Origin of the sequence: Streptomyces sp. NPDC055962 (assembly GCF_042270185.1) — a bacterium.
GTDB lineage: Bacteria > Actinomycetota > Actinomycetes > Streptomycetales > Streptomycetaceae > Streptomyces.
Window position 1 is genome coordinate 75,015 of record NZ_JBHJYN010000010.1, and the last position, 25,510, is coordinate 100,524.

At 72.7% G+C, this 25,510-nt stretch carries 26 protein-coding genes and 1 pseudogene; 17 read left to right on the forward strand and 10 right to left on the reverse strand.

The features are described from left to right. The first annotated feature begins 74 nt into the window (after window positions 1–74). The 6 genes from ACFC51_RS25715 (at window position 75) to ACFC51_RS25740 (ending at window position 5,010) form a co-directional block, all read left to right on the forward strand. Window positions 75–926: a hypothetical protein gene (locus ACFC51_RS25715; protein ID WP_376531028.1), complete on the forward strand. Its 852-nt coding sequence runs from the start codon at window positions 75–77 to the stop codon at window positions 924–926. After that, entirely contained in the window at window positions 923–1,753 is an 831-nt protein-coding gene (locus ACFC51_RS25720) for a hypothetical protein (RefSeq protein WP_376531031.1), read from the forward strand. Before ACFC51_RS25715 ends, ACFC51_RS25720 begins: the two co-directional genes overlap by 4 nt. After that, window positions 1,750–2,655 carry a hypothetical protein gene (locus ACFC51_RS25725; RefSeq protein WP_376531034.1) on the forward strand — a complete coding sequence of 302 codons (906 nt, stop codon included), beginning with the start codon at window positions 1,750–1,752 and terminating at the stop codon, window positions 2,653–2,655. Before ACFC51_RS25720 ends, ACFC51_RS25725 begins: the two co-directional genes overlap by 4 nt. A gap of 259 nt (window positions 2,656–2,914) precedes the next feature. Beyond that, complete coding sequence (locus ACFC51_RS25730; protein ID WP_376368767.1) at window positions 2,915–3,487, forward strand: FABP family protein; 573 nt, start codon at window positions 2,915–2,917, stop codon at window positions 3,485–3,487. Window positions 3,488–3,531: 44 nt separating this feature from the next. Then, window positions 3,532–4,014: a Fur family transcriptional regulator gene (locus ACFC51_RS25735; RefSeq protein ID WP_376368768.1), complete on the forward strand. Its 483-nt coding sequence runs from the start codon at window positions 3,532–3,534 to the stop codon at window positions 4,012–4,014. Between the two features lie 30 nt (window positions 4,015–4,044). Beyond that, window positions 4,045–5,010, forward strand: coding sequence for a YgfZ/GcvT domain-containing protein (locus ACFC51_RS25740; RefSeq protein ID WP_376368769.1), 966 nt, complete (start codon window positions 4,045–4,047; stop codon window positions 5,008–5,010). A gap of 39 nt (window positions 5,011–5,049) precedes the next feature. On the opposite strand, the gene dtd is transcribed toward ACFC51_RS25740, so the two are convergent. Beyond that, window positions 5,050–5,499, reverse strand: coding sequence for a D-aminoacyl-tRNA deacylase (dtd, locus tag ACFC51_RS25745; protein ID WP_376368770.1), 450 nt, complete (start codon window positions 5,497–5,499; stop codon window positions 5,050–5,052). A 115-nt stretch (window positions 5,500–5,614) separates the two neighbouring features. Here dtd and ACFC51_RS25750 point away from each other — a divergent pair, with 115 nt between their 5' ends. The 4 genes from ACFC51_RS25750 to ACFC51_RS25765 all read left to right on the forward strand — a co-directional run bounded on the left by ACFC51_RS25750 (window position 5,615) and on the right by ACFC51_RS25765 (window position 9,515). Continuing rightward, window positions 5,615–6,280: an ABC transporter substrate-binding protein gene (locus tag ACFC51_RS25750; protein ID WP_376368771.1), complete on the forward strand. Its 666-nt coding sequence runs from the start codon at window positions 5,615–5,617 to the stop codon at window positions 6,278–6,280. Window positions 6,281–6,332: 52 nt separating this feature from the next. After that, a complete protein-coding gene (locus ACFC51_RS25755; protein WP_376531037.1) occupies window positions 6,333–7,304 on the forward strand; it encodes an asparaginase in 972 nt (323 codons plus the stop codon). 146 nt (window positions 7,305–7,450) lie between these two features. Further along, complete coding sequence (locus ACFC51_RS25760; RefSeq protein WP_376531039.1) at window positions 7,451–8,707, forward strand: GNAT family N-acetyltransferase; 1,257 nt, start codon at window positions 7,451–7,453, stop codon at window positions 8,705–8,707. 262 nt (window positions 8,708–8,969) lie between these two features. Next, on the forward strand, window positions 8,970–9,515 hold the full coding sequence (locus tag ACFC51_RS25765; RefSeq protein WP_376531041.1) for a phosphotransferase family protein: 546 nt from the start codon (window positions 8,970–8,972) through the stop codon (window positions 9,513–9,515). On the opposite strand, the gene ACFC51_RS25770 is transcribed toward ACFC51_RS25765, so the two are convergent. Beyond that, window positions 9,496–10,269, reverse strand: a complete 774-nt coding sequence (locus ACFC51_RS25770) for an ABC transporter permease (protein ID WP_376368774.1) — start codon at window positions 10,267–10,269, stop codon at window positions 9,496–9,498. The genes ACFC51_RS25765 and ACFC51_RS25770 overlap by 20 nt on opposite strands. Further along, window positions 10,262–11,221, reverse strand: coding sequence for an ATP-binding cassette domain-containing protein (locus ACFC51_RS25775; protein ID WP_376531043.1), 960 nt, complete (start codon window positions 11,219–11,221; stop codon window positions 10,262–10,264). Before ACFC51_RS25775 ends, ACFC51_RS25770 begins: the two co-directional genes overlap by 8 nt. 73 nt (window positions 11,222–11,294) lie before the next feature. On the opposite strand from ACFC51_RS25775, the gene ACFC51_RS25780 reads away from it, so the two are divergent. Then, on the forward strand, window positions 11,295–12,092 hold the full coding sequence (locus ACFC51_RS25780) for a TetR/AcrR family transcriptional regulator (RefSeq protein WP_376368776.1): 798 nt from the start codon (window positions 11,295–11,297) through the stop codon (window positions 12,090–12,092). Beyond that, a complete protein-coding gene (locus ACFC51_RS25785; RefSeq protein ID WP_376368777.1) occupies window positions 12,089–12,733 on the forward strand; it encodes a TetR/AcrR family transcriptional regulator in 645 nt (214 codons plus the stop codon). The genes ACFC51_RS25780 and ACFC51_RS25785 overlap by 4 nt, the downstream gene beginning before the upstream one ends. On the opposite strand, the gene ACFC51_RS25790 is transcribed toward ACFC51_RS25785, so the two are convergent. The 3 genes and pseudogenes from ACFC51_RS25790 to ACFC51_RS25800 all read right to left on the reverse strand — a co-directional run bounded on the left by ACFC51_RS25790 (window position 12,702) and on the right by ACFC51_RS25800 (window position 15,176). Beyond that, a complete protein-coding gene (locus ACFC51_RS25790; protein WP_376531046.1) occupies window positions 12,702–13,499 on the reverse strand; it encodes a phosphotransferase enzyme family protein in 798 nt (265 codons plus the stop codon). The genes ACFC51_RS25785 and ACFC51_RS25790 overlap by 32 nt on opposite strands. After that, window positions 13,496–14,063, reverse strand: a pseudogene (locus ACFC51_RS25795) (HAD-IA family hydrolase). Before ACFC51_RS25795 ends, ACFC51_RS25790 begins: the two are co-directional and overlap by 4 nt. A gap of 51 nt (window positions 14,064–14,114) precedes the next feature. Then, entirely contained in the window at window positions 14,115–15,176 is a 1,062-nt protein-coding gene (locus ACFC51_RS25800) for a GlxA family transcriptional regulator (RefSeq protein ID WP_376531049.1), read from the reverse strand. 70 nt (window positions 15,177–15,246) lie between these two features. Here ACFC51_RS25800 and ACFC51_RS25805 point away from each other — a divergent pair, with 70 nt between their 5' ends. Continuing rightward, window positions 15,247–16,263, forward strand: coding sequence for an NADP-dependent oxidoreductase (locus ACFC51_RS25805; protein ID WP_376531051.1), 1,017 nt, complete (start codon window positions 15,247–15,249; stop codon window positions 16,261–16,263). A 262-nt stretch (window positions 16,264–16,525) separates the two neighbouring features. Here ACFC51_RS25805 and ACFC51_RS25810 read toward each other — a convergent pair whose 3' ends face one another. Continuing rightward, entirely contained in the window at window positions 16,526–17,635 is a 1,110-nt protein-coding gene (locus ACFC51_RS25810; RefSeq protein ID WP_376531197.1) for an MFS transporter, read from the reverse strand. A 716-nt stretch (window positions 17,636–18,351) separates the two neighbouring features. Between ACFC51_RS25810 and ACFC51_RS25815 the strand changes: the two genes are divergently transcribed. The 3 genes from ACFC51_RS25815 to ACFC51_RS25825 all read left to right on the forward strand — a co-directional run bounded on the left by ACFC51_RS25815 (window position 18,352) and on the right by ACFC51_RS25825 (window position 19,999). Then, a complete protein-coding gene (locus tag ACFC51_RS25815) occupies window positions 18,352–18,861 on the forward strand; it encodes a helix-turn-helix domain-containing protein (RefSeq protein WP_376368786.1) in 510 nt (169 codons plus the stop codon). A gap of 28 nt (window positions 18,862–18,889) precedes the next feature. Beyond that, entirely contained in the window at window positions 18,890–19,546 is a 657-nt protein-coding gene (locus tag ACFC51_RS25820) for a hypothetical protein (protein WP_376368787.1), read from the forward strand. Between the two features lie 117 nt (window positions 19,547–19,663). Further along, window positions 19,664–19,999: a DUF2516 family protein gene (locus ACFC51_RS25825; RefSeq protein WP_376368788.1), complete on the forward strand. Its 336-nt coding sequence runs from the start codon at window positions 19,664–19,666 to the stop codon at window positions 19,997–19,999. On the opposite strand, the gene ACFC51_RS25830 is transcribed toward ACFC51_RS25825, so the two are convergent. The 3 genes from ACFC51_RS25830 to ACFC51_RS25840 form a co-directional block, all read right to left on the reverse strand. After that, entirely contained in the window at window positions 19,981–21,330 is a 1,350-nt protein-coding gene (locus ACFC51_RS25830) for a PP2C family protein-serine/threonine phosphatase (RefSeq protein WP_376531053.1), read from the reverse strand. The genes ACFC51_RS25825 and ACFC51_RS25830 overlap by 19 nt on opposite strands. 420 nt (window positions 21,331–21,750) lie before the next feature. Further along, window positions 21,751–22,821, reverse strand: coding sequence for an NlpC/P60 family protein (locus tag ACFC51_RS25835; RefSeq protein WP_376368790.1), 1,071 nt, complete (start codon window positions 22,819–22,821; stop codon window positions 21,751–21,753). Window positions 22,822–23,119: 298 nt separating this feature from the next. Further along, window positions 23,120–23,902: a class I SAM-dependent methyltransferase gene (locus tag ACFC51_RS25840; protein ID WP_376368791.1), complete on the reverse strand. Its 783-nt coding sequence runs from the start codon at window positions 23,900–23,902 to the stop codon at window positions 23,120–23,122. Window positions 23,903–24,094: 192 nt separating this feature from the next. Here ACFC51_RS25840 and mshA point away from each other — a divergent pair, with 192 nt between their 5' ends. Continuing rightward, window positions 24,095–25,444, forward strand: coding sequence for a D-inositol-3-phosphate glycosyltransferase (gene mshA / locus ACFC51_RS25845; RefSeq protein ID WP_376368792.1), 1,350 nt, complete (start codon window positions 24,095–24,097; stop codon window positions 25,442–25,444). Window positions 25,445–25,510 lie beyond the last annotated feature (66 nt).

A 25,510-nucleotide genomic window follows, 5' to 3' on the forward strand; every position in this document is an offset into this window, starting at 1 on the left:
TCCTCTGTGACCTGTGGGTCAGTTGTGTGCGCAGGTAAGGGAACCTGCGCTTCAGGTCTCTTGGGGGGACCCTCTTGGAACCGAACGACACCGCTCCTGACGGAGCGGTCCAGCCGCCGTCCACGGCACCGGCCGAGCCGCCCGCGGCGTCCACGGAGCCGACGGCACCGGCCGAGCCGCCCGCCGTGTCCGTGCGCCCCCGCCCGCGCGGCCGTACGACGCTGCTCATCGCCGCCGCGGCCCTGCTCGGCATCTCCGGTGGCACGGCGATCGGCTACGGCATCCAGGCGCAGCGTCCTCCGTCGCGGCTGCCCGCGCTGTCGCAGACGGAGCTGGCCTACCCGGCGAAGGCGCTCCCCGCGGACAAGGCCCCGGCCCCGCTGCCCGCCTCGCAGGACCGGCAGGTCAAGACGGACGGCGACCTGCGCAAGCTGCTGATCGACCGCCCGGCGGGCTGGAGCGACAACGAGGACGAGGTCCTGCTGCACGACGGGTGGATGAGCGTCGGAGATCTCGCACGCGGCTACAAGGACGAAGGCGGCATGTTCGAGTACCTCCAGGAGTCCGGCATCCGCCGTGTCGCGGGGGCCGCCTGGAAGAAGGGCGAGTTCCGGGAGGCGACGGTCACGCTCGCCCAGTTCTCCTCCGGGACGGAGACGGCGGCGGCCGACTACGCCGAAGGCCAGCGTTCGTACATGGCCTCGGACGAGTACGCGGGCAACGAGGGAGACCCGCTCAAGGGCAGCGGAAACGGCCGCTACTACCTGTACGACGTCGACCGTACGCCCGGCTACCTGCCGTCGTACCAGGCCAGGGCCGTCGTGCACCGCGGCGACATCATGATCGAGATCGACATCTACGACACCCGGCCGATCAGCAAGAAGGACATCCGGACGCTGGCCGAGCGACAGCTGGAGCGCGTGTGAACGACATGACCCCGCCCGTGCCCCCTGGCGCGACACCGCTCGGCACCCTGGAAGCCGCCGGCACCCCGGTCGCACCCGCCCGGTCCGGCAGGGCCCGGCGGATCCTGCTCACGGCGCTTCCCTTCGTGCTGGTGCTGGGCGCCGTCGGAGGTGCTGCCGCCTACACGAAGATCACGGTGGACGGCGCCGACCGCACCGTGGAGACCATTCCCTGGGAGGTGTCCGACGGCGGGTCCGGCAAGGACCCCGTGGGGGACGTCGACCAGGGCCGTGCGGACACGGAGCTCAGTAAGCTGCTGCTGCCGGTGCCCAAGGGCTACCGGCTCGGTCCCGACAACGGCGAGCACGGCAACGACGACGAGGTGGACGGCCGACGCGCCGTCGCCGCGATGAAGGAGTCCAGCCGGGGGCTCGCGGGCAAGGAGCGCCGGGAGTACGAGAAGCGGATCGACAAGCTCCGCGTGCAGGGGCTGGCGCTCCGGTCGTACGTCTCCCAGGGCAACGACCTGGAGGTGCACGCCGAGATCGTCCGGATGAAGGACACGACCGCCGTCCGGAACTTCTACACCTTCCAGACGGAGCTGTTCGACCTCGTCGGGATCTTCCGCGACGGCCCGAAGGTCAAGGGCCACACCCGCAAGGCGACCTGTTTCCTCGAGCCCGAGAACGGTGACAGCGACATCGAGGACATGGTGTGCGCGGCGTACGACGGCGAGCTGAGCATCACCTACCGGGCGACCGGCACCAAGCCCGTCGACAGGGCCGCCGTCGCCGAACTGCTGAAGGACCAGCTGGACCACATCACGTCCCCTGGGGAGTACATATGACCGAGCAGACGGCCCCGCCGGCCGACGTGACCGTTCCCGCCACGGCCACCCTCCCGCCGGTCCCGGCGGGCCCGCCCCTCCCGGCGGGCCCGCCGTCTCCTCCCGCGCAGGAGGAGGGGCCGGCGCCCGCCGGGCCCCGCCCGCCGCGCCGCGTCCTGCGGGCCGCCCTGCGGTGGACGGCCGCCGTGCTCGTCATGGGCGGGCTGGGGGCGGGCACGGTCGCCGGCATCACGTCCATGAAGCGCACCGACGTGCCGGGTCTCGCCACGCGGGACGACGGCCGCTGGGACTATCCGGCACTGACTCTCCCCGCCCTGCCGGCCGACGCGCCCCGCCCGTTCAGCGACTCCAACGCCGCCGAGGTCCACCACGCGGACCTGCGGCGCCTGCTGCTGCCCGCGCCCGCCGGGGCTGCCGTGGACAAGGAGCTCGACGGCGGCTGGGTGGACACCGCCCGGTACACCGCCGAGTACGGCAAGGACGACCGGGCCGCCGTCACCCAGCACCTGAAGGACTCCGCACTGCGGCACACAGCCGCGCGCGGCTGGACCATGAAGGACGGCACGTCGTCCCGGGTCTATCTGCTCCAGTTCAACTCGGTGGCGTACTCCACCGCCTTCATCGACGAGATCTTCGACCAGGGCGGCTCCCTGCCGATCCCTCTCGCCGGGATGGCCGAGCCCGTGTACGACGAGGACTGGACCGCCACGGCCGGGGCGGAATCCACCACGGCGCACGTCTACTCCGAAGCCGAGCCGCACGGCGCCGAGCAGGTCCGCCACGCCTACGTGCTGGCCGGGGACACGGTCGCCCTGGTCGTCCACAGCCGCAAGGGCGAGGCCGGCACGGCGGCGGTTCCGTTCCACCAGACGCTGATCCTCCAGAACCAGCTCCTGGGCTGAGCCGACCGGGCCCGGGCGAAGCCCCGGACCGCCGCGCCGGGCCCCCACCCATTAGGCTGGGGGTTCGGCCGCCTGCTGCCGTCATGTCGTTCGTTCCGAGGAGCTCCCGTGCTTGAGGCTTTCTTCTCCGCCCTGCTGGTCCTGGTCTGCGTCGGCGTGCTCGCCTTCGCCGCCGTGACCGTGAAGAAGCTGTACCAGGGCCAGCGCTGACCCTCGCCGAACACCCCCCGTACACCCTCACAGATCGTCTGAGCCGCTCATGATCGAGATTCCGTCCGACCTCCACCCGGACCTCGTGCCGCTGGCCTTCCTCCTGGGCAACTGGGCGGGAGCGGGCGTCTCCGACTTCCCCGGTGCCGAGAAGTGCAACTTCGGCCAGGAAGTGACCTTCAGCCACGACGGCCGTGACTTCCTCGAGTACGTCTCGCACTCCTGGGTGCTCGACGCGGAGGGCAACCAGGTCAAGCCGCTGGAGTCCGAGTCCGGCTACTGGCGCATCGACAAGGACCGCAACGTCGAGATCGTCATGGTCCGGGACCAGGGCGTCGTCGAGGTCTGGTACGGCGAGCTGGCGAAGCAGAAGCCGCAGATCGACGTCGTGACCGACGCCGTGGCGCGCACCGCCGCCTCCGGCCCGTACAGCGGCGGCAAGCGGCTCTACGGATACGTAAACAGCGACCTGATGTGGGTCGGCGAGAAGGCCACCCCCGACGTGGAGATGCGGCCGTACATGTCGGCGCACCTGAAGAAGGTCGTCTCCCCGGAGCAGGTCGCCGAGATGGCGCGGGGCCTCGGGGACCTGCCCGACGACGGCATCGCGTTCTTCAAGTAGGTCGCCCCGACGGTCCGGTGCTCGCCCCGCCCTACACTGGGCCTGTGGTGAGCACCGACTGGAAGACCGATCTTCGGCAGCGCGGCTACCGGCTGACGCCTCAGCGACAGCTCGTCCTGGAGGCCGTCGACACCCTGGAGCACGCGACACCCGACGACATCCTCTGCGAGGTGCGCCGGACGGCGTCGGGTGTGAACATCTCCACCGTCTACCGGACCCTGGAGCTCCTGGAGGAGCTCGGGCTGGTCAGCCACGCCCATCTCGGGCACGGCGCCCCGACGTATCACCTGGCGGACCGGCACCACCACATCCACCTCGTCTGCCGGGACTGCACGGACGTCATCGAGGCCGACGTCGAGGTGGTCACCGAGTTCACGGCGAAGCTCCGGGACACCTTCGGCTTCGAGACCGACATGAAGCACTTCGCGATCTTCGGGCGCTGTGCCGACTGCACGGCCGGGGCGAAGGAGGCCGGGGCGGCCGAGGCGGAGGCCGGACCGGCGGAAGGACCCGGCGGCGCCCGGTAGTCCGAGCCGGACGAGTCGTACGCTGGTCGCATGAAGAGCCCCCTGCTGTCCCTGCCCGGCGCCGTCCCCGCCGAGGGGCGCGACGAAGGCGTCGCCGCGCACTACGGCGACCTGTTCCGTGAGCAACGCGCACTCGCCGACGGCAGCGGCCTCGTCGACCTCTCGCACCGGGCGGTCGTCACGGTCACCGGCGACGACCGGCTGGCCTGGCTGCACCTGCTGCTCACCCAGCACGTCAGCGACCTCGCGCCGAACCAGGCGACGGAGGCGCTGATCCTCTCCGCCAACGGGCACATCGAGCACGCCCTGTACCTCGTCGACGACGGCACGACGGTGTGGATGCACGCCGAACCGGAGAGCCAGGGCGAGCTGATCGCGTACCTGGAGTCGATGAAGTTCTTCTACCGGGTCGAGGTCGCCGACCGCACCGAGGACATCGCCGTCGTGCACCTGCCGGCCGGATCCATCGCCGAGGTCCCGGACGGCGTCGCCGTGCGGGAGACCCCGCACGGCCGTGACGTCTTCCTGCCCCGGGCCGGCCTGGAGGCGTACGCGGCGGCGCACGGCCCCGTCGCCGGCATCCTGGCCTACGAGGCGCTGCGCATCGAGGCGCACCGCCCGCGCCTGGGCTTCGAGACGGACCACCGCACCATCCCGCACGAGCTGGGCTGGATCGGCACCGCCGTACACCTGCAGAAGGGCTGCTACCGGGGTCAGGAGACGGTCGCCCGTGTCCACAACCTGGGGAAGCCGCCGCGCCGCCTGGTCTTCCTGCACCTCGACGGCAGCGAGGTCCACCTGCCCGGCCACGGGACGCCCGTGCGGCTCGCCGCCGACGGCCAGGAGGGCCGCCAGCTCGGCTTCGTCACCACCTCGGCCCGCCACCACGAGCTGGGCCCGATCGCCCTCGCGCTGGTCAAGCGGAACGTGGCGGTGGACGCGGAACTGATCGCCGGTGACACCGCGGCGGCCCAGGAGACGGTCGTCGAGCCGTAGAGGGCCTACGCCGGCCGTCCAGCCGGGCTGCCCGCGTTGCTATACCTCGATCAGTACGGTGAACGGGCCGTGGTTCGTGAGCGTGACCCGCATGTCCGCCCCGAACCGGCCCGTCTCCACCCGTGCGCCGAGTGCGCGCAGCTGCGCCACCACCTCGTCGACCAGCGGTTCGGCGACCTCGCCCGGCGCGGCGGCGTTCCAGGTGGGCCTGCGGCCCTTCCTGGCGTCCCCGTAGAGAGTGAACTGAGAAATGACCAAAAGCGGTGCATTCACGTCCGAGCAGGACTTCTCGCCCTCCAGGATCCGCACCGTCCACAGCTTGCGGGCGAGCTGGGCCGCCTTCTCCGCGGTGTCGCCATGAGTGACCCCCACCAGCACACACAGTCCTTCGCCGACGATCTCGCCGACCGTTCCGCTCCCCGACGGGTCGTCCGCGGAGCCCGCCACGGCGACGCTCGCGCCGTCCACCCTCTGTATCACTGCACGCATACAGACCAACCTATCTTGGGCTGAACGGGTACAGAGCACCTGCGTGAACACCCTCCGTAGTGGCACCATGCACGATGTCGGTGTGCCGACGCACCGGTCGAGGGGACGGAACATCATGACGACACAGGGAACCGGGCCATCCCCCGGTGCCGTACCAGTGACACGTACCGCAGCGGGCCTGCGGCCGCCCGTGCAGCGGACCGTCGCTGCTCCCACCCCACCACCCGTGCACCTGCCCGGAGCGGTGTCCGTGCCCGGGCAGACCGCGGGCGGTGCCGTCGACGGGCTGGCCTCCGTGCGCCCGCAGCCGGAATTCGGCGGGCTGCGGCTTCCGGATCTGCGCACCCTGCGCCGTGACGCCCAGCGCGACGAGGCGGACCTCAGTTACGTACGCCGTCTGGTCCAGGGCCGGATCGACATCCTGCGGGCCGAGCTCGCCCGCCGGGTCGATCCCGAGTCGCCCGTGGTGGACCGGCTGTCGGAGATCCTCGCCGACACCCCGTCCGTCCACCGCTCCTCGGTGCGGCACGTCACCCTCACCACGCCGCGCAGCGACGAGTACCGGCAGCTGGCGGCGGACACGCTCGCCGAGGTCGAGCTCTCCGACCTCGACGCCCGTACGGACGAGGAGCTCCTGACCGCCATGGGACGCCTCGTGCGCTACGAGCAGCAGGTCTCCCGGCGCCGCCACCGGCTCCAGCGCACCGTGGACGATTGCAGCGCGGAGATCGCCCGCAGGTACCGTGACGGGGAAGCACAAGTAGAGGACCTGCTCGCCTGAAGCGACCCTTCCGGGGGCGGGTCACGCCCGCCCCCGGAAGGCCACCCGCCGTATGACGTCCTCCATATCCACCCCCGCGTCCCCCGTGCTGCCGGTCCTGGCCGAGGTCGTACGGTCCGGTTTCACCGAGGGCCACCACCGGGGTTCGCTGGTCGTCCTGGCCGCCGACGGGAGCGTCGAGCTCGCGCTCGGCGACCCGGCGGCCCCGGTCTTCCCGCGCTCCTCCAACAAGCCGATGCAGGCCGCCGCGATCCTGCGGGCCGGTCTGGACCTCTCGGGGGAGCGGCTGGCGCTGGCCGCGGCGAGCCACTCCGGTGAGGGCTTCCACCTCGAACTGGTCCGCACGATGCTGGCCGAGCACGGGCTGAAGCCGGACGACCTGCAGACTCCGCCCGATCTGCCGCTGGACCCCGCCGAGGCGGAGGCGTACCTGGCCGCCGGGGGTGTGCGGGAACCGCTCACCATGAACTGCTCCGGCAAGCACGCGGCCATGCTGGCCGTCTGTGTGCGCAACGGCTGGGACACCGCCACCTATCTCGACCCGGCCCACCCGCTCCAGCGGCTGGTCGGCGAGGTCGTCGCGGAGGCGGCCGGCGAACCCGTCGCCGCCCTCGGCACGGACGGCTGCGGGGCCCCGCTGATGGCGATCGGCCTGGTGGGCCTGGCCCGCGCGTTCCGGACGTTCGTGCTGGCGGAGCCCGGCACGGCGGAGCGCCGGGTCGCGGACGCGATGCGGGCGCACCCGGAGTACGTCGCGGGCACCCGGCGGCCGGACACCTGGCTGATGCGGGAGGTGCCGGGGACGCTCTCCAAGATGGGTGCCGAGGCCGTCCAGGCGCTGGCACTCCCGGACGGCAGGGCCCTGGCCTTCAAGATCGACGACGGCTCCACCCGCGCCCTGGGCCCGGTGCTGGCCCGCTCCCTCGGCCTGCTGGGCGTCGACGCCCCGGTCGTCTCCCGCATCGGGCGCTCTCCGCTGCTGGGCGGCGCGGCGGAGGTGGGCGAGATCCGGGCGGCGTTCTGAGCGGCGTGCCGGGCTGCGTGCCGGGCTGCGCGCCGGGCTGCGTCCTGGGCGGCGTGCCGGGCTGCGTTCCGAGCAGGGGCGGCCGGCACCGTGGGCGGCCCGAAATCCGTGCGACATCCCGGACGCCCCCGGCTTAGCGTGGCGGCATGAGCCTTGATCCACGTACCGTCTCCGCCGCCGAGTTCCCCGAGTGGCTGCGATCCGTCGGCACCGGATTCCTCCGGGCGTCGGCCTCGGTACCGGCGGAGGAGGAGGTCGCGGTGCGCCTGGAACACACCGATCTCTCCCGCGTCCAGGGGGTGTTCGACGCCGGGCGCTGTGTGGCGACCTTCCGGTCGTTCGCGCAGGAGCTGACCGTCGTCGGCGGCGCGAAGGTCCCGGCCGACGCGATCACGGCCGTGACGGTGACCCCCACGCACCGCAGGCGCGGGCTGCTCAGCCGGATGATGGCGACGGACCTGGCGGCGGCGAAGGAGCGCGGTGACGTGGTCGCGTCGCTGATCGCCGCCGAGTACCCGATCTACGGGCGGTACGGATTCGGGCCGGCCTCCTGGACCACCGAGTGGGAGATCGACGTCCCCCGGGCGGGTCTGGACCCGCGCGTCCGCGTCCCCGCCGAGGCGGACGGCGGCCGGATCGAGCTGGTCGACGGCGCGGACGTCCGCAAACTGGGCCCCGAACTCCACGCGCGCCTCGCCGCGCGGCAGCACGGCGTGGTCTCCCGGGACGAGCGCTGGTGGCAGCGGAGCACCGGTGTGGACGTCCCGGCGTACGAGACGTGGACCGAGCCGTTCCACGCCGTGTACCGGTCGGCCGGCGGCGAGACGGACGGCCTGGTCGTCTACAGGGCGGACGCCCGCTGGGGCGACCGGAAGCAGCCCCTCAACACGGCGACGGTGAGCGGCCTGATCGCCGCCACCCCGGCGGCGGAACGCGCCCTGTGGCACTTCGTCTGCTCCATCGACTGGATCACCACGGTCCGCACGGGCTACCGCGCCCCCGACGACCTGCTTCCCCTCCTCCTCCCGGACCCCCGGGCCGCCCGCGTCGTGACCCAGGCGGACTGGCTGTGGCTGAGGGTCCTGGACGTCCCCCGCGCCCTGGAGGCCCGTACGTACGCGACGGAGTCGGCTCTGGTCCTGGACGTCCGGGACGGAGCGGGCCTGGCGGGCGGCCGTTTCCTGCTGGACGTGTCGCCGTCCGGCGCGTCCTGCACCCCCACGACCCGGGACGCCGACCTGACGCTGGACGTGGCGGAGCTGGGCGCGCTCCTGCTGGGCGACGAGTCCCCGGTGCGGCTGGCCGCGCTGGACCGGCTCGAAGAGCACAGGGCGGGCGCGGCGGCCTCGGCCGACGCGCTGTTCCGGGCGCCACGGCGGGCGTGGTGCCCGGATGTGTTCTGAGCGGTGTCAGAGGGCGGTGCCCACCACGACGACGGCGAGGAGCACCGCCCCGGCGATGGTGCACTGCTCACTGCCGGACTTCACGCCGCCGATGAACAGCGAGGCGGCTCGGTGAGATCGGCGTCGAGCGGATCTGTCTCCCCGAGGACCGCACCGAAGACGGTGACAGCGCCGGCTTCCTGGCCCGGCTGGTCCGGTTCACGCACCACCGCGTCTACCGGGAGCACGGCGCCCCTGCCACGGCCTGTTCGAGCGGCTGGGCGTGGGCGACGCCGCGATGGAGGGCCTGGCGCAGCAGGCGGATCGACTGGGGTCGCGGCCGTTCACCCTGGTCCACGGCGACCTGCACCGGCAGAACTTCATCGTCGACCGCCAAGGTGACCTCTGGACCATCGACTGGGAGCTCGCGCTGTTCGGGGATCCGCTCTACGACCTGGCGACCCATCTGCACCTGATGCGCTACCCGGAGCGTGAGCAGGAGCGGATCTGCCGCATCTGGGAGTCGGCGGTGGAGGGGGCCCGTCCTGGCGCCACCCTCGGCTGGCGCCGGGACCTGCCCGTGATCCTCGCCTACAAGCGGGCGCAGTCCGTGTACACGGATGTCATCCGGGGCGCTCTGGCGCTGGAGCTGCCGGGCGCCGCACTGAACTGGCGCGCCCTCCCCCGGGTGGCGCGGCGGGTCCGGCATGCGCTGGCCGCCGCGCACGAGGTGCAGGGGATGCCGGCCGCCCCCACACTCCGGCAGGTGTCGAGCGCCTACGCCGGGTGGTTCAGGGCGCGCGCACGCCTCACCGCGTCCGCCTCCTGAAGAGCACCCCCGACAGGCTCAGCGCCAGCAGCAGGAGTCCTGCCGCCCAGGCGAGCGCCGTCCAGGGGGCGTTGCCGACCGGCTGGTCCAGCAGGAGGCCGCGCAGGGATTCGATGGCCGGGGTGACCGGCTGGTGGTCGGCGAAGCCGTGGAGCCAGCCCGGCATGCTGTCGACCGGGACGAACGCGCTGCTCGGGTAGGGCAGGAACGACATGAAGAAGGTGAATCCGCCGGCCGCCTCGGGGGTGCGGGCGAGCAGGCCGATCGCCGCCGAGATCCAGGACAGGGCCACGATGTAGGCGATGAGCACGGCGGCGACGGCGAGCCAGCCGGCGGCAGTGGCCGCGGGGCGGAAGCCGATGAGCAGGGCGACGGCGAACACCAGCGTGGTGGAGACCAGGTTGCGGACCGTGCTGGCCGCGACGTGTCCGGCCAGGACGGGCAGCGCACCGATGTCCAGTGAGCGGAAGCGGTCGATGATGCCGCCCTTCATGTCCTCGCTCACCGCGACCGCGGTGGTCGCCGAGCCGAAGCCGGCGCAGAGGAACAGGACGCCGGGGACGACGTACATGACGTACGAGTCGTAGGCGGTGCCGGTGTCGATCGCGCCCCCGAAGAAGTAGACGAAGATCAGCATCAGCATGACCGGCAGCATCATCGAGGTGATGACGGCGTCGATGTTGCGGCGGCTGATGAGCAGGCTGCGGCCGGTCATGACCGTGGCGTGGGTCAGTGCTCCGGGTGCGTCAGACATGGGCCGGAGCCTCCTTCTTCTCGGCGGTGAGGGCGAGGAACACGTCGTCGAGGGTCGCGCGGTGCAGCGAGAAGCGGTCGACGTCGGTGCGGTGCGGGTCGATCTCGTCGAGCAGGGAGCGTGCGTGGGCGGCGGTGCCGTCCGTGGGGATGCCCAGGGTGAGGGTCTCGGGGGAGTGGTGGACGGCGCGGGTGGCGAGCCGGAGGTAGGCCTCGCGGGTGCCGAGGACGAGGTCCAGGCGGTGTCCCGACACACGTGACTTCAGGGCGTCCGGGGTGCCTGCGGCGACGACGCGTCCCTCGGCGAGGACGCTGATGCCGTCGGCGAGCTGGTCCGCCTCCTCCAGGTACTGGGTGGTGAGCAGCACGGCGGCGCCGCGGCTGGCGAGGTCGCGGACCACCTGCCAGAGCTCGCGGCGGCTGCGGGGGTCGAGGCCGGTGGTGGGCTCGTCGAGGAAGAGGACTCCGGGCTCGGGCGAACCGACCAGTCCCGCCGCCAGGTCCAGGCGGCGCCGCATCCCCCCGGAGTACGTGCGCGCCTGGCGCCGGGCGGCGTCGGTGAGGCCGAACCGTTCGAGGAGTTCCGCCGCGCGGGTCCGGGCGCGGGCGCGGGGCAGCCCGGAGAGCCGGGCCATCATCCGGAGGTTCTCCTCGCCGGTCAGGGTCTCGTCGACGGCGGCGAACTGCCCGGTCAGGCTGATGGCGCGGCGGACCCGGCGCCGGTCGGCGACGACGTCGTACCCGGCGACGCGCGCGGTGCCGGAGTCGGCGGTGGTGAGGGTGGCGAGGATCCGCACCGTCGTGGTCTTGCCCGCGCCGTTGGGCCCGAGCAGTGCGTGGATCCCCGCGCGGGTGACGCGGAGCCCGACCCCGTCGAGGACCCGCGCCTCCTTTCCGTAGGACTTGGTCAGGCCGTGCGCCTCGATCATGACGTCGTCCGTGTCCGTACTCATGACGATCCCCCTTCTGCGTATGTCATACGCGTTACTGTGTAAGCATTACGCAAATCTAGGATGGTGGCAAGCCATGAGCGGGAAAGGGCGGCTACGCGTGACGGAGAACAGCAGTGCGTCGGGCGGCACGGGCCTGCCGGCCAGCATCGAGGCCGCGTGGGGGCTGCGCGACCGTCCGGTCAAGGGCCCGAAACCCGGCCTGACACTGGACCGCATCGTCGACGCGGCCGTGTCGGTCGCCGCCGCGGAGGGGCTCTCGGCCGTCTCGATGGGGCGGGTCGCCAAGGAGTTGGGCGCCTCGACGATGTCGCTCTACCGCTACGTCGCGGCCAAGGAGGAGCTGTACGTCCTCATGCAGGAGGCGGCCTTGGGCACTCCGCCGCCCCTGTCCGAGGCGGAGGAGCAGGCGGGCTGGAGGGAGGCGCTGAGCCGCTGGGCCTGGTCCCAGCGCCGGATGTTCCAGCAGAACCTGTGGGCCCTGCGCATCCCGATCGGCGGCCCGCCCGCCAGCCCCCACATGGTGCTGTGGTGGGAACAGGGGCTCCAGGCGCTGTCGGGCAGCGGCCTGTCCTCGGGCGACAAGATCTCGGTCATCCTCCTCGTCTCGGGTTACGTACGGAACGAGGCGACGCTGATGAGCGACATCGCCACCGCCGTCGACGAGAAGGGCGTGTCCCCCGAGGAGTTCATGGCGCGGTGGGAGCGGACGGTACGCAGGCTCGTCGACCCGGCACGGCATCCGGAGCTGGCGGCCCTGCTGGACACGGGGATCATGAGCGAACCGGACGCACCCGACTACGAGTTCGTGTTCGGCCTCGAACGGATCCTCGACGGGGTCGAGGCGCTCGTCGAGAAAGGACCGCCGGCATGAGCGAGGCGAGGATGGGACTGCGTGAGCGCAAGAAGCAGCTGACCTACCAGGCCGTGTCCGAGGCCGCGATCTCCATGTTCCTTGAGCGGGGCTTCGACAAGGTCTCGGTGGCCGAGGTGGCGGCGGCGGCCGACATCTCCAAGCCGACGCTGTTCCGGTACTTCCCGGCCAAGGAGGACCTGGTCCTGCACCGGTTCGCCGACCACGAGGACGAGGCGGCCCGCGTCGTCTCCGGCCGGGCGGACGGTCTCTCCCCGCTGGACGCGCTGCGCCACCACTTCCTGGACGGCCTGGAGCGCCGCGACCCGGTGACCGGACTCTGCGACAACCCGCACGTACTGGCCTTCCACCGGCTGCTCTACGGCACCCCGTCGCTCGTCGCGCGCCTGTACGCCTACCAGGGGCGCTCCGAAGCGGCGCTCGCCCGCGCCCTGGACCCCGGCATCCCGGTGGCGGCGCGGCTCGCGGCCGGCCAGATCGTCGCCGTACTGCGGATCCTCGCCGAGGAGAACTGGCGGCGGATCGACGCGGGGGAGAGCGCCGACCAGGTGCACGCGGACGCGGAGGCGGCGGCCGGCCTCGCCTTCGCCCAGCTGGCCGACGGCCTGGTCACCACGGATCCCGCAGAAGCTCCTCGGTGAACGTGCAGCGGTGCCCGGCCAGCCATGCCTGGTGGCGGTCCCAGCTCTCCCATCCGCCGCGTGCCGCGAGGACGCGTACGTAGGCGGGTTCGCCGTTGCGGACGCGGCGCTCGCTGGAGGCCCGGGCGACCGCGGCGGCCTGCTCGATCACCAGGGGGAGGGCCGCGCGGTCCCCGGCCCCCAAGGCGTAGCCGCCGGCGAGGACCCGGAGCCGGTGCGCGGTGTCCGGCCCCTCGGCGGACATCGGCACCCAGTAGCGTGCCGTCGTCGCCACGTCCCACAGGGGCCGGCCGGGAGCGGCCTGGTCGAAGTCGATGAGCGCTGCGGCGCGGCCCTCGCGGAAGACCACGTTCTCCGGGCAGACGTCGTTGTGGCAGACGACCAGGGTGTCCGGCGGCGCCTTCCCGGCCTCGGGGTCGGCCAGTTCGGACGGCCAGGGGACGGTGTGGTCCACGGGCAGGCAGGCGGACACCTGGTGCAGCCGCCGCAGCAGCACCCCCACCGAACGCAGCGCCTCGTCGGTACGGGCCCACGGCGGGGTCGGCGGGAGGGGCACATCGCCGTGGACGTAGGAGAGCCGTTCCCGGAGGCCGTCCCCGTTCACCCCGAGGGGCGTGGGGACGCCGTCGAAGCCCCCTGCGGCCAGGGCCCGCAGATGGTCGTGGAGCGCGGGCGCGTGCGGCTGCGCGGGCCGCTCGACGGTGTCCCCCTTGCGGACGACGGCGCCCGCGTTGGCCATGCCGCCATGCAGGACCTCTTCGTTCATACGTCTCCCGGGTCGGTGCCGAGCGCTTTCTGCACGGGGCCGAACGGTGCCCGCAGATCGGCCGGTCGGTGGAAATGTACGCCCGTCATGCCGAGCGCGGCGGCCGCGTCGACGTTCTCCCGGCTGTCGTCCACGAAGAGGCACCGGTCCACCGGCACCCCCGCCCGCGCGGCGGCGATCCGGTAGAGGGCGGGGTCCGGTTCGGCGACCCCTTCGACGGCGCTGCTGACCACGTGATGGGCCAGGTCCGCGAGTCCAGGGCGGCGAGGTCCTCGTCCAGACGCGGTGTGGCATCGGTGATCAGGACCAGGGGTACGCGGGCCGCCACCTGCCGCAGCATCGCCACGACCGTGGTGTCCGCGTGGAAGGGCGCCTCCGCGAGCGCCCTGCCCAGCTCCCGCCCCTTCGCCAGGCCGACCCGGGGGCGAGACCGAGCGCGACGGCCTCGACCCACGCCTCCAGGCTGATCCTGCCGAGGAGGAGCGGGAGGTCGACCTCGGGGGCGTAGGCGACGTCCTCCGTGGTGCCCTCGGGCAGCCCGGCCGCGCGCTCCGGTGCGGACATCGCCGGAAGTCTCCCAAGAGACCCGGACCGAGGGCCTGCCGGGGGAGCGGCTCACGCGGGTTCCGATGCGCGGAAGGTGCGCCGGTACGCCGCCGGGGCGACCCCCGACTCCGCCGCCAGGTGCCGGCGCAGCGAGGTGGCGGTGGCGAAGCCGACCTCGTGGGCGACCCGTTCCACCGGCAGGTCGCTGGACTCCAGCAGGTGCCGCGCCCGCCGCAGCCGCTGCTGGGTCAGCCAGCGGCCGGGGCTCAGTCCCGTCTCCTCCCGGAAGCGCCGGGCGAAGGTGCGGGTGCTCATAGCCGCGTGCGCGGACAACTCGTCGAGGGACAGGGGCTGTTCCAGTCGTCGCAGGGCCCAGTCGCGGGTCGGGCCGGTGCCCGTGCCGCTCGTCGGCGGCAGCGGCCGCTCGATGTACTGCGCCTGACCGCCGTCCCGGTACGGCGGCACGACGCAGCGGCGGGCGACCTGGTTGGCCACCTCGCTGCCGTGGTCCCGGCGCACCAGGTGCAGGCAGATGTCGACACCGCTCGCCGCCCCCGCGGAGGTCAGCACGTCCCCCTGGTCGACGAAGAGCACCCCGGCGTCGAGCTCGACCTGGGGGAACAGCTCCTGGAAGTGCTCGGTGAGCGCCCAGTGGGTGGTGGCCCGCCGCCCGTCGAGGAGACCCGCGGCCGCCAGCAGGAAGGCGCCGGTGCAGATGGACACCAGGCGGGTGCCGGGGCGGATCATGGAGAGCGCGGCGAGGGCCTGGGGGTCGGGGGCGGCGCCCGCGGCCCGGGTGATCGAGTACGGCGGGATGACCACGGTGTCCGCCTCGGCCAGCACCTCGGGGCCGTGCGCGGGGGTGACGGTCAGGTCCGAGTCCGTGCGGACGGGCCCCCCGTCCACGCTCGCGGACAGCACCTCGTAGCGGCCGTCGGCGGACCCCAGGACCCGGTGCGGGATGCCGAGCTCGAAGGGGTAGACGCCGTCGAGGGCGAGGACGACGACCTTGTGGGCGCCGGGCCGCGGGTCCGGGCGCATCTGGCGGTCCAGCTCGGCAGCACGGTCGGCGCGGTCCCCGGCCAGGGAGGGACCGGCGGGGGCGGGGCGGCCGGAGGGATCGAGAGGCATGGCACGAATGTATCGGAGGATGACCTTCTTGCCATCGTCCTGAGGGGGGCCGTGCGTCCAGGATCGAGGCATGACCACGACGAACACCTCCGAGAACCCCGGCTCCCCGGACCCCGCGGCCATCCCGGACCGCACCGGTCCGGACGGCGCCCCCTCGATGCTCGCCCTGTACCAGACGGCCCTCGGCGGCCCTGAGGTGCTGCGGCTGACCGCGCTTCCGCGGCCCGTGCCCGGCCCGGGCGAGATCCTCGTCGCCGTGCACGCGGCGGGCCTCAACCCCACGGACTTCAAGCACCGCGCCATGAGCCTCTTCCTGCCGCCCCCGCCGCTGACCCTCGGCTGGGACGTCTCCGGCACCGTGGTGGAGACCGGCTACGGCGTCACCCTCTTCCGTCCCGGCGACGAGGTCTTCGGGATGCTGCCCTATCCGTACGGGGCCGGCTCCCACGCCGAGTACGTGACCGGCCCCACGCGCGCGTTCGCCCCCAAGCCCGCCGGGATCGGCCATGTCGAGGCAGCCGCTCTGCCGCTGGCCGCGCTCACCGCCTGGCAGGCGCTCGTCGACACGGCGGACCTCCGTGCCGGGCAGCGGGTGCTGGTCCACGCCGCTGCCGGCGGCGTCGGCCACCTCGCCGTACAGATCGCCAAGGAACTCGGCGCCCATGTCACGGGGACGGCGAGCGCCCCCAAGCACGACTTCCTGCGCGAGATCGGCGCCGACGTCTGCATCGACTACCGCTCCGAGGACTTCACCGACACCGACGAGCGCTACGACGTCGTCCTCGACACCCTCGGCGGAGAGACCGCCACCCGCTCCGCGGGCGTGCTCAGCCCCGGGGGCGTCGTCGTCTCCCTGCTCCCGGGCGACGAGGACACGCAGGCCGCGGCGGAAAAGGCGCAGGCCCGGGCGGTCACCCTGCTCGTCGAGCACGACCGGTCCGGGATGCGGGCGATCGCCGGTCTCGTCGAGCGGGGAAGGCTCCGCGCCCACGTGTCCGGCACCTTCCCCCTCGCCGAGGGCGCCCGGGCGCACGCCCAGGGCGAGACGGGGCGCACCACGGGCAAGCTGGTCCTCACCGTCCGCTGACGCAGGATGTCCCCCGGGCGGGCCGCAGCGCGATCCACGTCGATCCGCGGGGCCGCACCGGGGATCGCCCGCACGACGGTCGGGTCAGGAGTTCGTCCTCGTCGTGCGGCGCCCGTGAGCGGATCTTGCCCTCCTTGCCGCGCAGGGCGGTCGTGTGCCGGTCGCGCGCCGGGCAGAACCGGCCGGGAAGAACCGGCCGGGAGGCCCGGGCGCTGTCGGGCGACGATCCACCGCATCCCTGCCGGGCGGCGCCCGTCCGTCGTCACGGGCGGGCGGGTGTGCGACCGGCCAGCAGTACCGCGCAGGCTGCGGACGACAGCAGTCCGCCGACGAGGAAGGTACCCCGCACATCGGCCAGCGGCAGGACCAGTCCGCCGATCGCGGCGCCCGCCGCGATGCCGACGTTGTAGGCACCGGAGTTCGCCGCGAGCGCCAGGTCCGTACGGCCCGGTGCGCACTGCAGCATCGCGTTCTGGGTGGTCATGAACACCGGACCGAGGGCACCACCCATCAGCACCAGGAACACCACCGCTGTCACCTGGCCGGTGCCGGTCACGTACAGGCCGAGCATGCCCACCGACTGCGTGGCCACGGCAGTGGTCAGCGCGGCGTGCGGAAAGCGGTCCAGCAGCGCACCCGTGATGCTCACTCCGGCCAGGCACGCGATACCGGAGACCACGAGCAGGGCGCTGACCGCGCGAGGAGAGAAGCCGCTCACCTCACCCAGGAACGTGACGATGTAGGTGTATCCCGCGAACGCCCCGGTGGCGGACAGGGCCCCGACCACGAGCACCGTCCCGAACCGACGGCGGTCGGGGAGGGACCCGTAGGCGGCGGGCCCGTCCTCCGGGCGCGAGGTCGGCAGCAGCGCGGCGACCGTCACCAGGGAGATGAGCCCCGGAACCGCCAGCACGGCGACGGGCAACCGCCAGTCGCTCTGCTGCCCGAGCCAGGTGCCGGCCGGAACACCCAGGACGAGGGCGGACGAACCGGCGACGGACAGCGCCCCGACCACGCGTCCCCGGACCTCGGGCGCGAAAAGGCTCACCGCGGCCGGCGCCATCACGGCCCAGAACAGCGCCTGGGCGAGTGCGGTGAGCAGCCGTGCCGCGAGGAGCAGCCCGTAGGAAGTGGCCGACGCCGCGACCAGGCTGGAGACGACGAGCGCGGCCAGCACTCCCGTCAGTGCGTGCCGACGGGGTACCGCCCGCAGGGCATGGGCGAGCGGCAGCGATGCGACGGCCACGGTCACGCCGTAACCGGTGACCAGGAGGCCGACCGACGACAGGGACACCTGAAGGTCCTCGGAGATGAGTTCCAGGAGGCCGATCGGCAGGTTCTCCGCGGTGTTGAAGGTGAATGCGGCCAGCATCAGGGCCACGAGCACCGCCGGCCCGTGCCATGGAGCGTGCCGACGGGCGGTCGCACGGTCCGTGCCCGCCCCCACCGGTCGCTCCCGCTCCGTGGCCTCGTCCATGGAGACACCCCATCGGGCTCCCCGGGGCGGCCGCAACCCGATTCCCGGACAGGAGGGCTCGGCGGGCGACTGCCCACGCACCGTTGGAAACGGACGCCACTCAGGAGATCGTGTCCGGTCACACCCACCTGTGGGCGGCGCCAGGCGTTGAGCTGCGGTGCCCGCGGTTGAAGGGGGACGGGATCGCGACTGATGTCCATCGACGGTGAGCAGTCGGCACGCGGTGCCGTTCCGGATGCTCCACCGGCCTCGTGTCCGGGAATCGACGCCGTTCGTCACGCCGTTCGTCGACGAGTTCGGGCAGCAGGCGTCGATCACACGGAGGCGACCCGTCCATGAGGACTGACACCGCGGTCCGGCGCGGGCGCTTCCCTGGCCTCGTGAGGACGGCCGACCGCGCGGCATCGTGCGTCCGGGGATCGTTCGTCTGCTCCACGACGCCTTCCGAGCCGCCCCGCTGTGCCGGCTTGCCCGGCGGTCGGCAACTGAGTCGGCAACTGAGGATCCGTACGGCCTTCACGGGACCGGCAGATCGGTCTGCGCGGGATGACATGGAACACTTTTGCAAGCAGGCGCTTGCAAAAGTTAGCAACGGTGGGCACCATCGAGGCATGGCATCACTCAACGTCGGCAATCTCGGCGAGTACCTGCGTGAGCAGCGGCGTACGGCGCAGCTCTCCCTGAGGCAGCTCGCCGACGCCGCCGGGGTGTCCAATCCGTATCTCAGCCAGATCGAACGCGGTCTGCGCAAGCCGAGTGCCGAGGTGCTGCAGCAGGTCGCCAAGGCCCTGCGGATCTCCGCCGAGACGCTGTACGTGCGGGCCGGGATCCTCGACGAGCGGGAGCGGGAGGAGTTGGAGACGCGGGCGGTCATATTGGCCGATCCGTCGATCAACGAGCGGCAGAAGAACGTTCTGCTCCAGATCTACGACTCCTTCCGCCGTGAGAACGGTTTCGATGTCGCGCCCGACACCGGCGCCGGGTTCCACGGTGCCGCCGATGCGGGGAGCAGAATCGATGCCGACGCGGAAAGCGGTGCCGATGACGCGAACGGTGCCGGTCCGGATGCCCGCGGCCCCCGCACGGCCGGCGGCAGTGATGCAGACCCACCAGCGAACTGACTTCTGATGATCCGGGAGGACCACAGTCATGGCCATCACCGATGACCTGCGTAAGACCCTCACCGACCCCACTCCCCTCTACTTCGCCGCCGGCACGGCCGACCTCGCCGTGGAGCAGGCGCGCAAGGTCCCGGCTCTGATCGAGCAGCTCCGGACCGAGGCCCCCGAGCGCTTCGACGCCGTGCGCAACACCGACCCCAAGGCGGTGCAGGAGCGGGTCACCACGCAGGCGAAGGAGGCCCAGGCCACCGTGCAGGCGAAGGTGACCGAGGTCTTCGGGGCGCTGGACACCGACCTGAAGAAGTGGGGCGAGACCGCCCAGGACCTCGCGCTGCGGAGCGTCGGCGTGGCCGCCGAGTACGCGGTGCGCGCCCGTGAGACGTACGAGAAGGTCGCCGAGCGCGGCGAGCTGACCGTGCGGACCTGGCGCGGTGAGACGGCCGATGAGATCGTCGAGATCGCCGCCGTCGTCGAGGCGGAGCCGAAGGCGGTGCCGAAGCAGAAGCCGGAGGCGGCGAAGCCGGCTGCTCCCGTCAAGCCGGTGACCGCCGCGAGGCCGGTCACCCCCGTCGCGAAGAAGCCGGCGCCCAAGCCCGCCGAGTCCAAGGCGGCGCCCGCGGCGAAGAAGCCGGCGCCCGTGCGCAAGCCCGCCGCGAAGAAGACGACCCCGCCCTCCGCGAAATAGGCGGAGACGGTTCCGGGATTGCCGGGACGGTGACCCGGGCACCTTTGGGGGTGCCCGGGTCGTTGTCCCGGTACCTTGGCCGCGAGGCGCTCATCCACTGACTAGGCGGTGCTCACCGTGTTGCTCGAAGCATTCGGCTCGTTCCTCCAGCTGCTGTACCTGGCCATGCTCGTCCTGGCCGTGGTCGCACTGGTCTTCGCCGTGACGGCGCGCGAGGACGCCTACCGGGCCGCGGACAAGCAGAAGAAGTCCTTCTGGCTGATCATCCTCGGGGTCACCGTCTTCGTGAACCTCGTCATCCCGATCCTGTTCCTTCAGATCGCGGGTGTGATCGCGTCCATCGTCTTCATGGTGGACGTGAAGCCCGCGCTCAAGGCGGTGTCGGGCGGCGGCGGCCGGCGCGGAGGCTCCAGCAGCGACGGACCGTACGGCCCCTACAACGGCGGGCGCTGAGCGCCTGCGGCGGAGGCAGCACCGGGGCGGGAGCGCGAGGCGCTCCTGCCCCTTCGCCGTATCCGGGCCTCGTCGCGCTCCAGCAGCAGGACCGCCACGTCGTCGGTGAGCTCCCCGCCGTTCAGCTCCTGCACCTGGGTGACCGCGGCCTCCAGGAGTGCCTCGCCGCCGAGCCCCTGGGCCAGGCGGCCGTTGACCATGGCGACCATCCCGTCCTGGCCGAGGCGCTGGGTCCCCTCCTGCCCGATGCGGCCCTCGATCAGCCCGTCGGTGTACATCATCAGGCTCCAGGAGCCGCCCAGCTCGACCTGGCGGCGCGGCCACCGCGCGTGCGGCAGCAGGCCGAGGGCCGGGCCGCCGTCCTCGTACGGGAGCAGGTGCGCCGCCCTGCCCTGGCGGGCGATCAGCGGTGCGGGGTGACCCGCGATGCACAGACCCGCGCGGCGTCCGTCGGGGGCGATGTCCACGGTGCAGAGCGTCGCGAAGATCTCCTCGCTCTGCCGCTCGTGCTCCAGGACCTGCTGAAGGGTGGAGAGCAGGGCGTCGCCGCAGAGTCCGGCGAGGGTCAGCGCCCGCCAGGCGATGCGCAGCTCGACGCCGAGCGCCGCCTCGTCCGGGCCGTGCCCGCAGACGTCGCCGATCATCGCGTGGACCGTGCCGTCGGGCGTGCGGACCGTGTCGTAGAAGTCCCCGCCGAGCAGGGCGCGGCTGCGGCCCGGACGGTAGTGGGCGGCGAAGGCGAGGTCGGAGCCGTCGAGGAGCGGGGTGGGCAGCAGCCCGCGCTCCAGCCGGGCGTTCTCCTGGGCGCGCAGCCGGGACTCGGTCAGCTGGTGCTGGGCGGTGTCCGCGCGCTTGCGCTCCACGGCGTAGCGGATGGCGCGGCTGAGGAGGCGGCCGTCGAGCTCGTCACGGAAGAGGTAGTCCTGGGCGCCGACCCGCACGGCCTCGGCGGCCCGCTCGGCGTCGCCCTCGGCGGTGAGGGCGAGCACGGCGTGGCGCGGCGCGATGCGCAGGACGTGCTTGAGGGCGGCGAGCTCGTCCGGGTCGCCCGTCCCGTCGTCACGGCCGTCGGGGCGCGTGCCGCAGGGGAGTGACCCCGCCTCCAGGCCGAGATCGAGCAGGATGCAGTCGACGTCGTCGGTGAGCAGCCGGCCGGCCTCGGTGAGGTTGCGGGCGGTGCGGACGCGGATCCGCGCCCCGGTGGTGGACGACAGCTCGGGGACGGCGAAGGTGCCCGCAGGGTCGTCCTCGATCACCAGGAGGGTGAGGTCGGCGCCATGAGTGGTCTCCGCAGCGGGAACGGCACGTTGCTGCGGTACGGGTACGGGCATCGGTTCGGGTTTCCTTCCCTCCCCCCGAGGGCGCGGCGGGACGACGATCGACGACCCGCCGACGGGACGATAGCGGTCCGCAGCAGGGGAACGGAATGGCGCCCGGCGATCATCCCGTGTCATATGCGCGGCCATAAGCCGCGTCCCACCACGGATCCGGCGTGATCGGCGCGCATGAAACGGACATGAGGTCATGACAAACATCACGCGCCCGACACGCACCGCACACATGCGCCTGCCCCCGCCCCTGGACGCGCCCTGCGGTGAGCGTCGTGTGCGCCCGGTCACCCGGGCTCCGCCACGTGCCGCGACGCTGCTCGCCCCGTCACCCGCACGGCTGTTCACGCCTCGGTGCCGCGCGCGGGGCGTCGTCCGTCAGGTGCCCGGTCCCCTCGTGCCGGCCGTCGTGGCTCCCGGTGCCTACTTGTCCGGCCGGACGACGCCCAGGATCTGCATCGTGCCCGCGCCCGTCAGCGTGACGTGCCGTCCGGGCCGGGGGGCGTGGACGATCGAGCCGTCGCCGACGTACATCCCGACGTGGCTGGCGTCGCTGTGGTAGATGATCAGATCGCCGGGGCGCATGTCCTGGATGGGGATGTGGGGCAGCTGCCGCCACTGCTCCTGCGACGTCCGGGGGATCGGCCTCTTCGCCGCGGCCCACGCCTGTGAGGTCAGCCCCGAGCAGTCGTACGAACCGGGGCCCTCGGCTCCCCAGACGTACGGCTTGCCTATCTGGGCGGTCGCGAAGGCAAGCGCCTTCTTCCCGGCGGGGCTCGCCTCGCGGCTGATGTCCTTCAGGGCGCCTGAGGAGAGCCAGGCGGCCTGTGCCGAGGACGCGGCGTCCTTCTCCAGCTGGAGGAGCCGGGCCTGCTCCTCCTTCGCCAGCTGGGACTCGAGCGTCTCCGCCGCCTCGATCTGCGCGTCGATCCGCTTCTTCGCCTTGGCCTGCTTGACGCGATTGGCCTCGATCTTCTCCCAGTTGAGGCTGGCGTCCTTGGTGTACGTCTCCAAGTCCTCCTGGGCCTGCTCCAGTTCCGTCAGCATGCCCTTGGTGGCCTGCTGGCCCTGCCTGGCCTGGTTGATGCCGTCCAGGAAGAGGTTCGGGTCACCGCTCAGGACCAGCTGCGCGCCCGGGGGGAGCCCGCCGTTGCGGTACTGCTCGCGGGCCGCGGCGCCCGCCCTGTTCTTCAGCTCCGCGATCCTCGCCTGGCCGTCGGCGATCGCCTTGGTCAGCCGGACGATCTCGCCGGACTGCTTCTCGGCCTGCTCCTCGGCGAGGTTGTACGCGTCGGTGGCCGCCCCGGCCTTGCGGTAGAGGGTGTCGATCTCCTCGCGCACCTCCTCGAGGCTCTTCTTCCCGGGGGACGCGGACGCGGTGGCGGTCGGCGTGGGCTCGGGGATCGGGGCGGCCATGGCCTGGACCGGCGCGGTCAGCAGGGCCAGTGCGCAGACCAAGGTGATCGCGGCACTGGCACAGTGGCGTCGGTTCACAAGCTCCCCCTCCGGGCGAAAGGCAACGAAAGCCATATCGCGTACATCTGACTTACCGTCAGTAACGTTTGTGTGACGACGTGATCGTGCCATGGTGTCCCGTAAAGCAACAGAGGTCCGCGTCACCCTCCCTGTCACACAGGGGACGAACAGTGGTCCGCAGGCGTTCCCGTACACCGAAGGGTTCACCGCCGGTTCGGGCGGGTGCCGCCCCCCACCCGCCGGTTCCGGCGGGCGCCGTCTCGCGTTCATCCGCTCCGGGGCGCGCCGCTCCTCACCCGCAGGTGCGCGCCGCTGCTCACCCGCCGGGGCGCAGTGCCTCCCAGCGCACGGTGATCTCGCCCTGCCGCCACCGCCGTCCGCCGTCCGTCAGCGGCCAGTCGGCGGAGACCGCCCGGGCCGCGGCGATCCAGCGCTGCCGGGCCCCCAGTGACGCGTACGGGGAGGCCGTCGCCCAGGCCCGGTCGAGGTCCCGCAGGAACGCGTGGACCGGCTCGCCCGGCACGTTGCGGTGGATCAGGGCCTTGGGGAGGCGTTCGGCGAGGTCCGAGGGGCGCTCCAGCGAGCCGAGCCGGGTCGCGAAGGTGACCGTGCGCGGCCCCTCGGGGCCGAGTGCGACCCATACGTGCCTGCGGCCGATCTCGTCGCAGGTGCCCTCGACCAGCAGGCCGTCCGGGGAGAGCCGTGAGCACAGCCGCTGCCAGACCGCGGCGACCTCGCCCTCGTCGTACTGGCGCAGCACGTTCGCGGCCCGGATGAGGACCGGCCGGCCGGCCAGCGGGACCTCGAAGCCGCCGTGCGCGAAGGTGAGGCCCTCTCGTTCGTACGGCTGCGCCGCCGCGACCCGGGCCGGGTCGATCTCGATGCCCACCACGGCGGTCCGGGGCTCGGCGGTGCGCAGCCGCTCCAGCAGTTCGACGGCGGTCCAGGGCGCGGCGCCGTAGCCGAGGTCGACCGCGACGGGGGCGTCGCTGCGGCGCAGGGCGGGGCCGTGCGTGGCGGCGATCCAGCGGTCCATGCGGCGCAGCCGGTTGGGGTTGGTGGTCCCGCGGGTGGCGGTGCCGATGGGGCGCTGGTGCATGAAAGCGAGCGTATGCGACGCGGAGGAGGGCACACGCGGAGCAGCGGGGCCCGCCGGTCGCCGTCCGGCGCGCCGGACGGATCGCAATGATTTGGCAAAGTGGAAATGAAAGGCTGCGTTCCGCTGTTCTGGCCCTTCGAAGGGGCCTTGTGCCCCGTACGTGTCATGCCCTGAGCGAGGAGGAGCGGACCCGTGAGCCAGTACGTCTCCCGGCTCGGCAGCAGCCGTGCGGCACCCCGTATCCGCTTCCCGGGAGGCTTCGCCGGGCACCGCAAGCCGCGCCGCGTCGCGATGCTCTCCGTGCACACGTCCCCCCTCCACCAGCCCGGCACCGGTGACGCGGGCGGCATGAACGTCTACATCGTGGAGCTGGCCAAGCGTCTCGCCGCGATCGGCATCGAGGTCGAGATCTTCACCCGGGCCACCACCGGCGGCCTGCCCCCGACGGTCGAGCTGGCACCCGGGGTCCTGGTCCGCCACATCGACGCCGGGCCGTACGAGGGCCTGGCGAAGGAGGAGCTGCCCGCGCAGCTCTGCGCCTTCACCCACGGCGTGATGCAGGCCTGGGCCGGTCAGCGACCCGGCTACTACGACCTGGTCCACTCCCACTACTGGCTCTCCGGGCAGGTCGGCTGGCTGGCCGCCCAGCGGTGGGGCGTCCCCCTCGTCCACGCCATGCACACCATGGCGAAGGTCAAGAACGCCGCGCTCGCCGAGGGTGACACCCCCGAGCCCGCCGCCCGCGTCATCGGCGAGACCCAGATCGTGCACGCCTCCGACCGGCTCATCGCGAACACCGCGGGGGAGGCCGACGAGCTCATCCGCTTCTACGAGGCGGATCCGGCGTCGGTCGCCGTCGTGCACCCCGGCGTCAACCTGGACCGCTTCCGCCCCGGCGACGGCCGCGCCGCCGCCCGGGCCCGGCTCGGGCTGCCGCAGGACGCGCTGATCCCGCTGTTCGCCGGCCGGATCCAGCCGCTCAAGGCTCCGGACGTCCTGCTGCGCGCGGTCGCCGTGCTCATGGAGCGGGACCCCTCGCTGCGCTCGCGCATCGTCGTCCCCGTCGTCGGCGGCCCCAGCGGCAGCGGCCTCGCGAAGCCCGAGGGCCTCCAGAAGCTCGCCGCGCGCCTCGGCATCGCCGACGTCGTGCGGTTCCACCCGCCGGTCGGGCAGGACCAGCTCGCCGACTGGTTCCGGGCGGCGTCCGTGCTGGTCATGCCCTCGTACAGCGAGTCCTTCGGGCTCGTCGCCATCGAGGCCCAGGCCGCCGGCACGCCCGTCGTCGCGGCGGAGGTGGGCGGTCTCCCCGTCGCGGTGAAGGACGGCGTCAGCGGCTTCCTGATCCCGGGCCACGAACCGGCGGCGTACGCACAGGCGCTCGGCCGGTTCGCGGACGATCCGGAGCTGGCCTGCCGGATGGGCGAGGCGGCCGCCGCGCACGCCCAGTCCTTCGGATGGGGCACGGCCGCGTCGGCCACCGCCGACGTCTACACGGCGGCGATGCTCGACCACCGGCGCCGCGCCCGCTCGCACCACGGCTGAGGAGCCTGCGGCCCTCCGCCTCTTCGCGCCACGGCTGAGGAGCCTGCGGCCGTCCGCCCCCTCGCC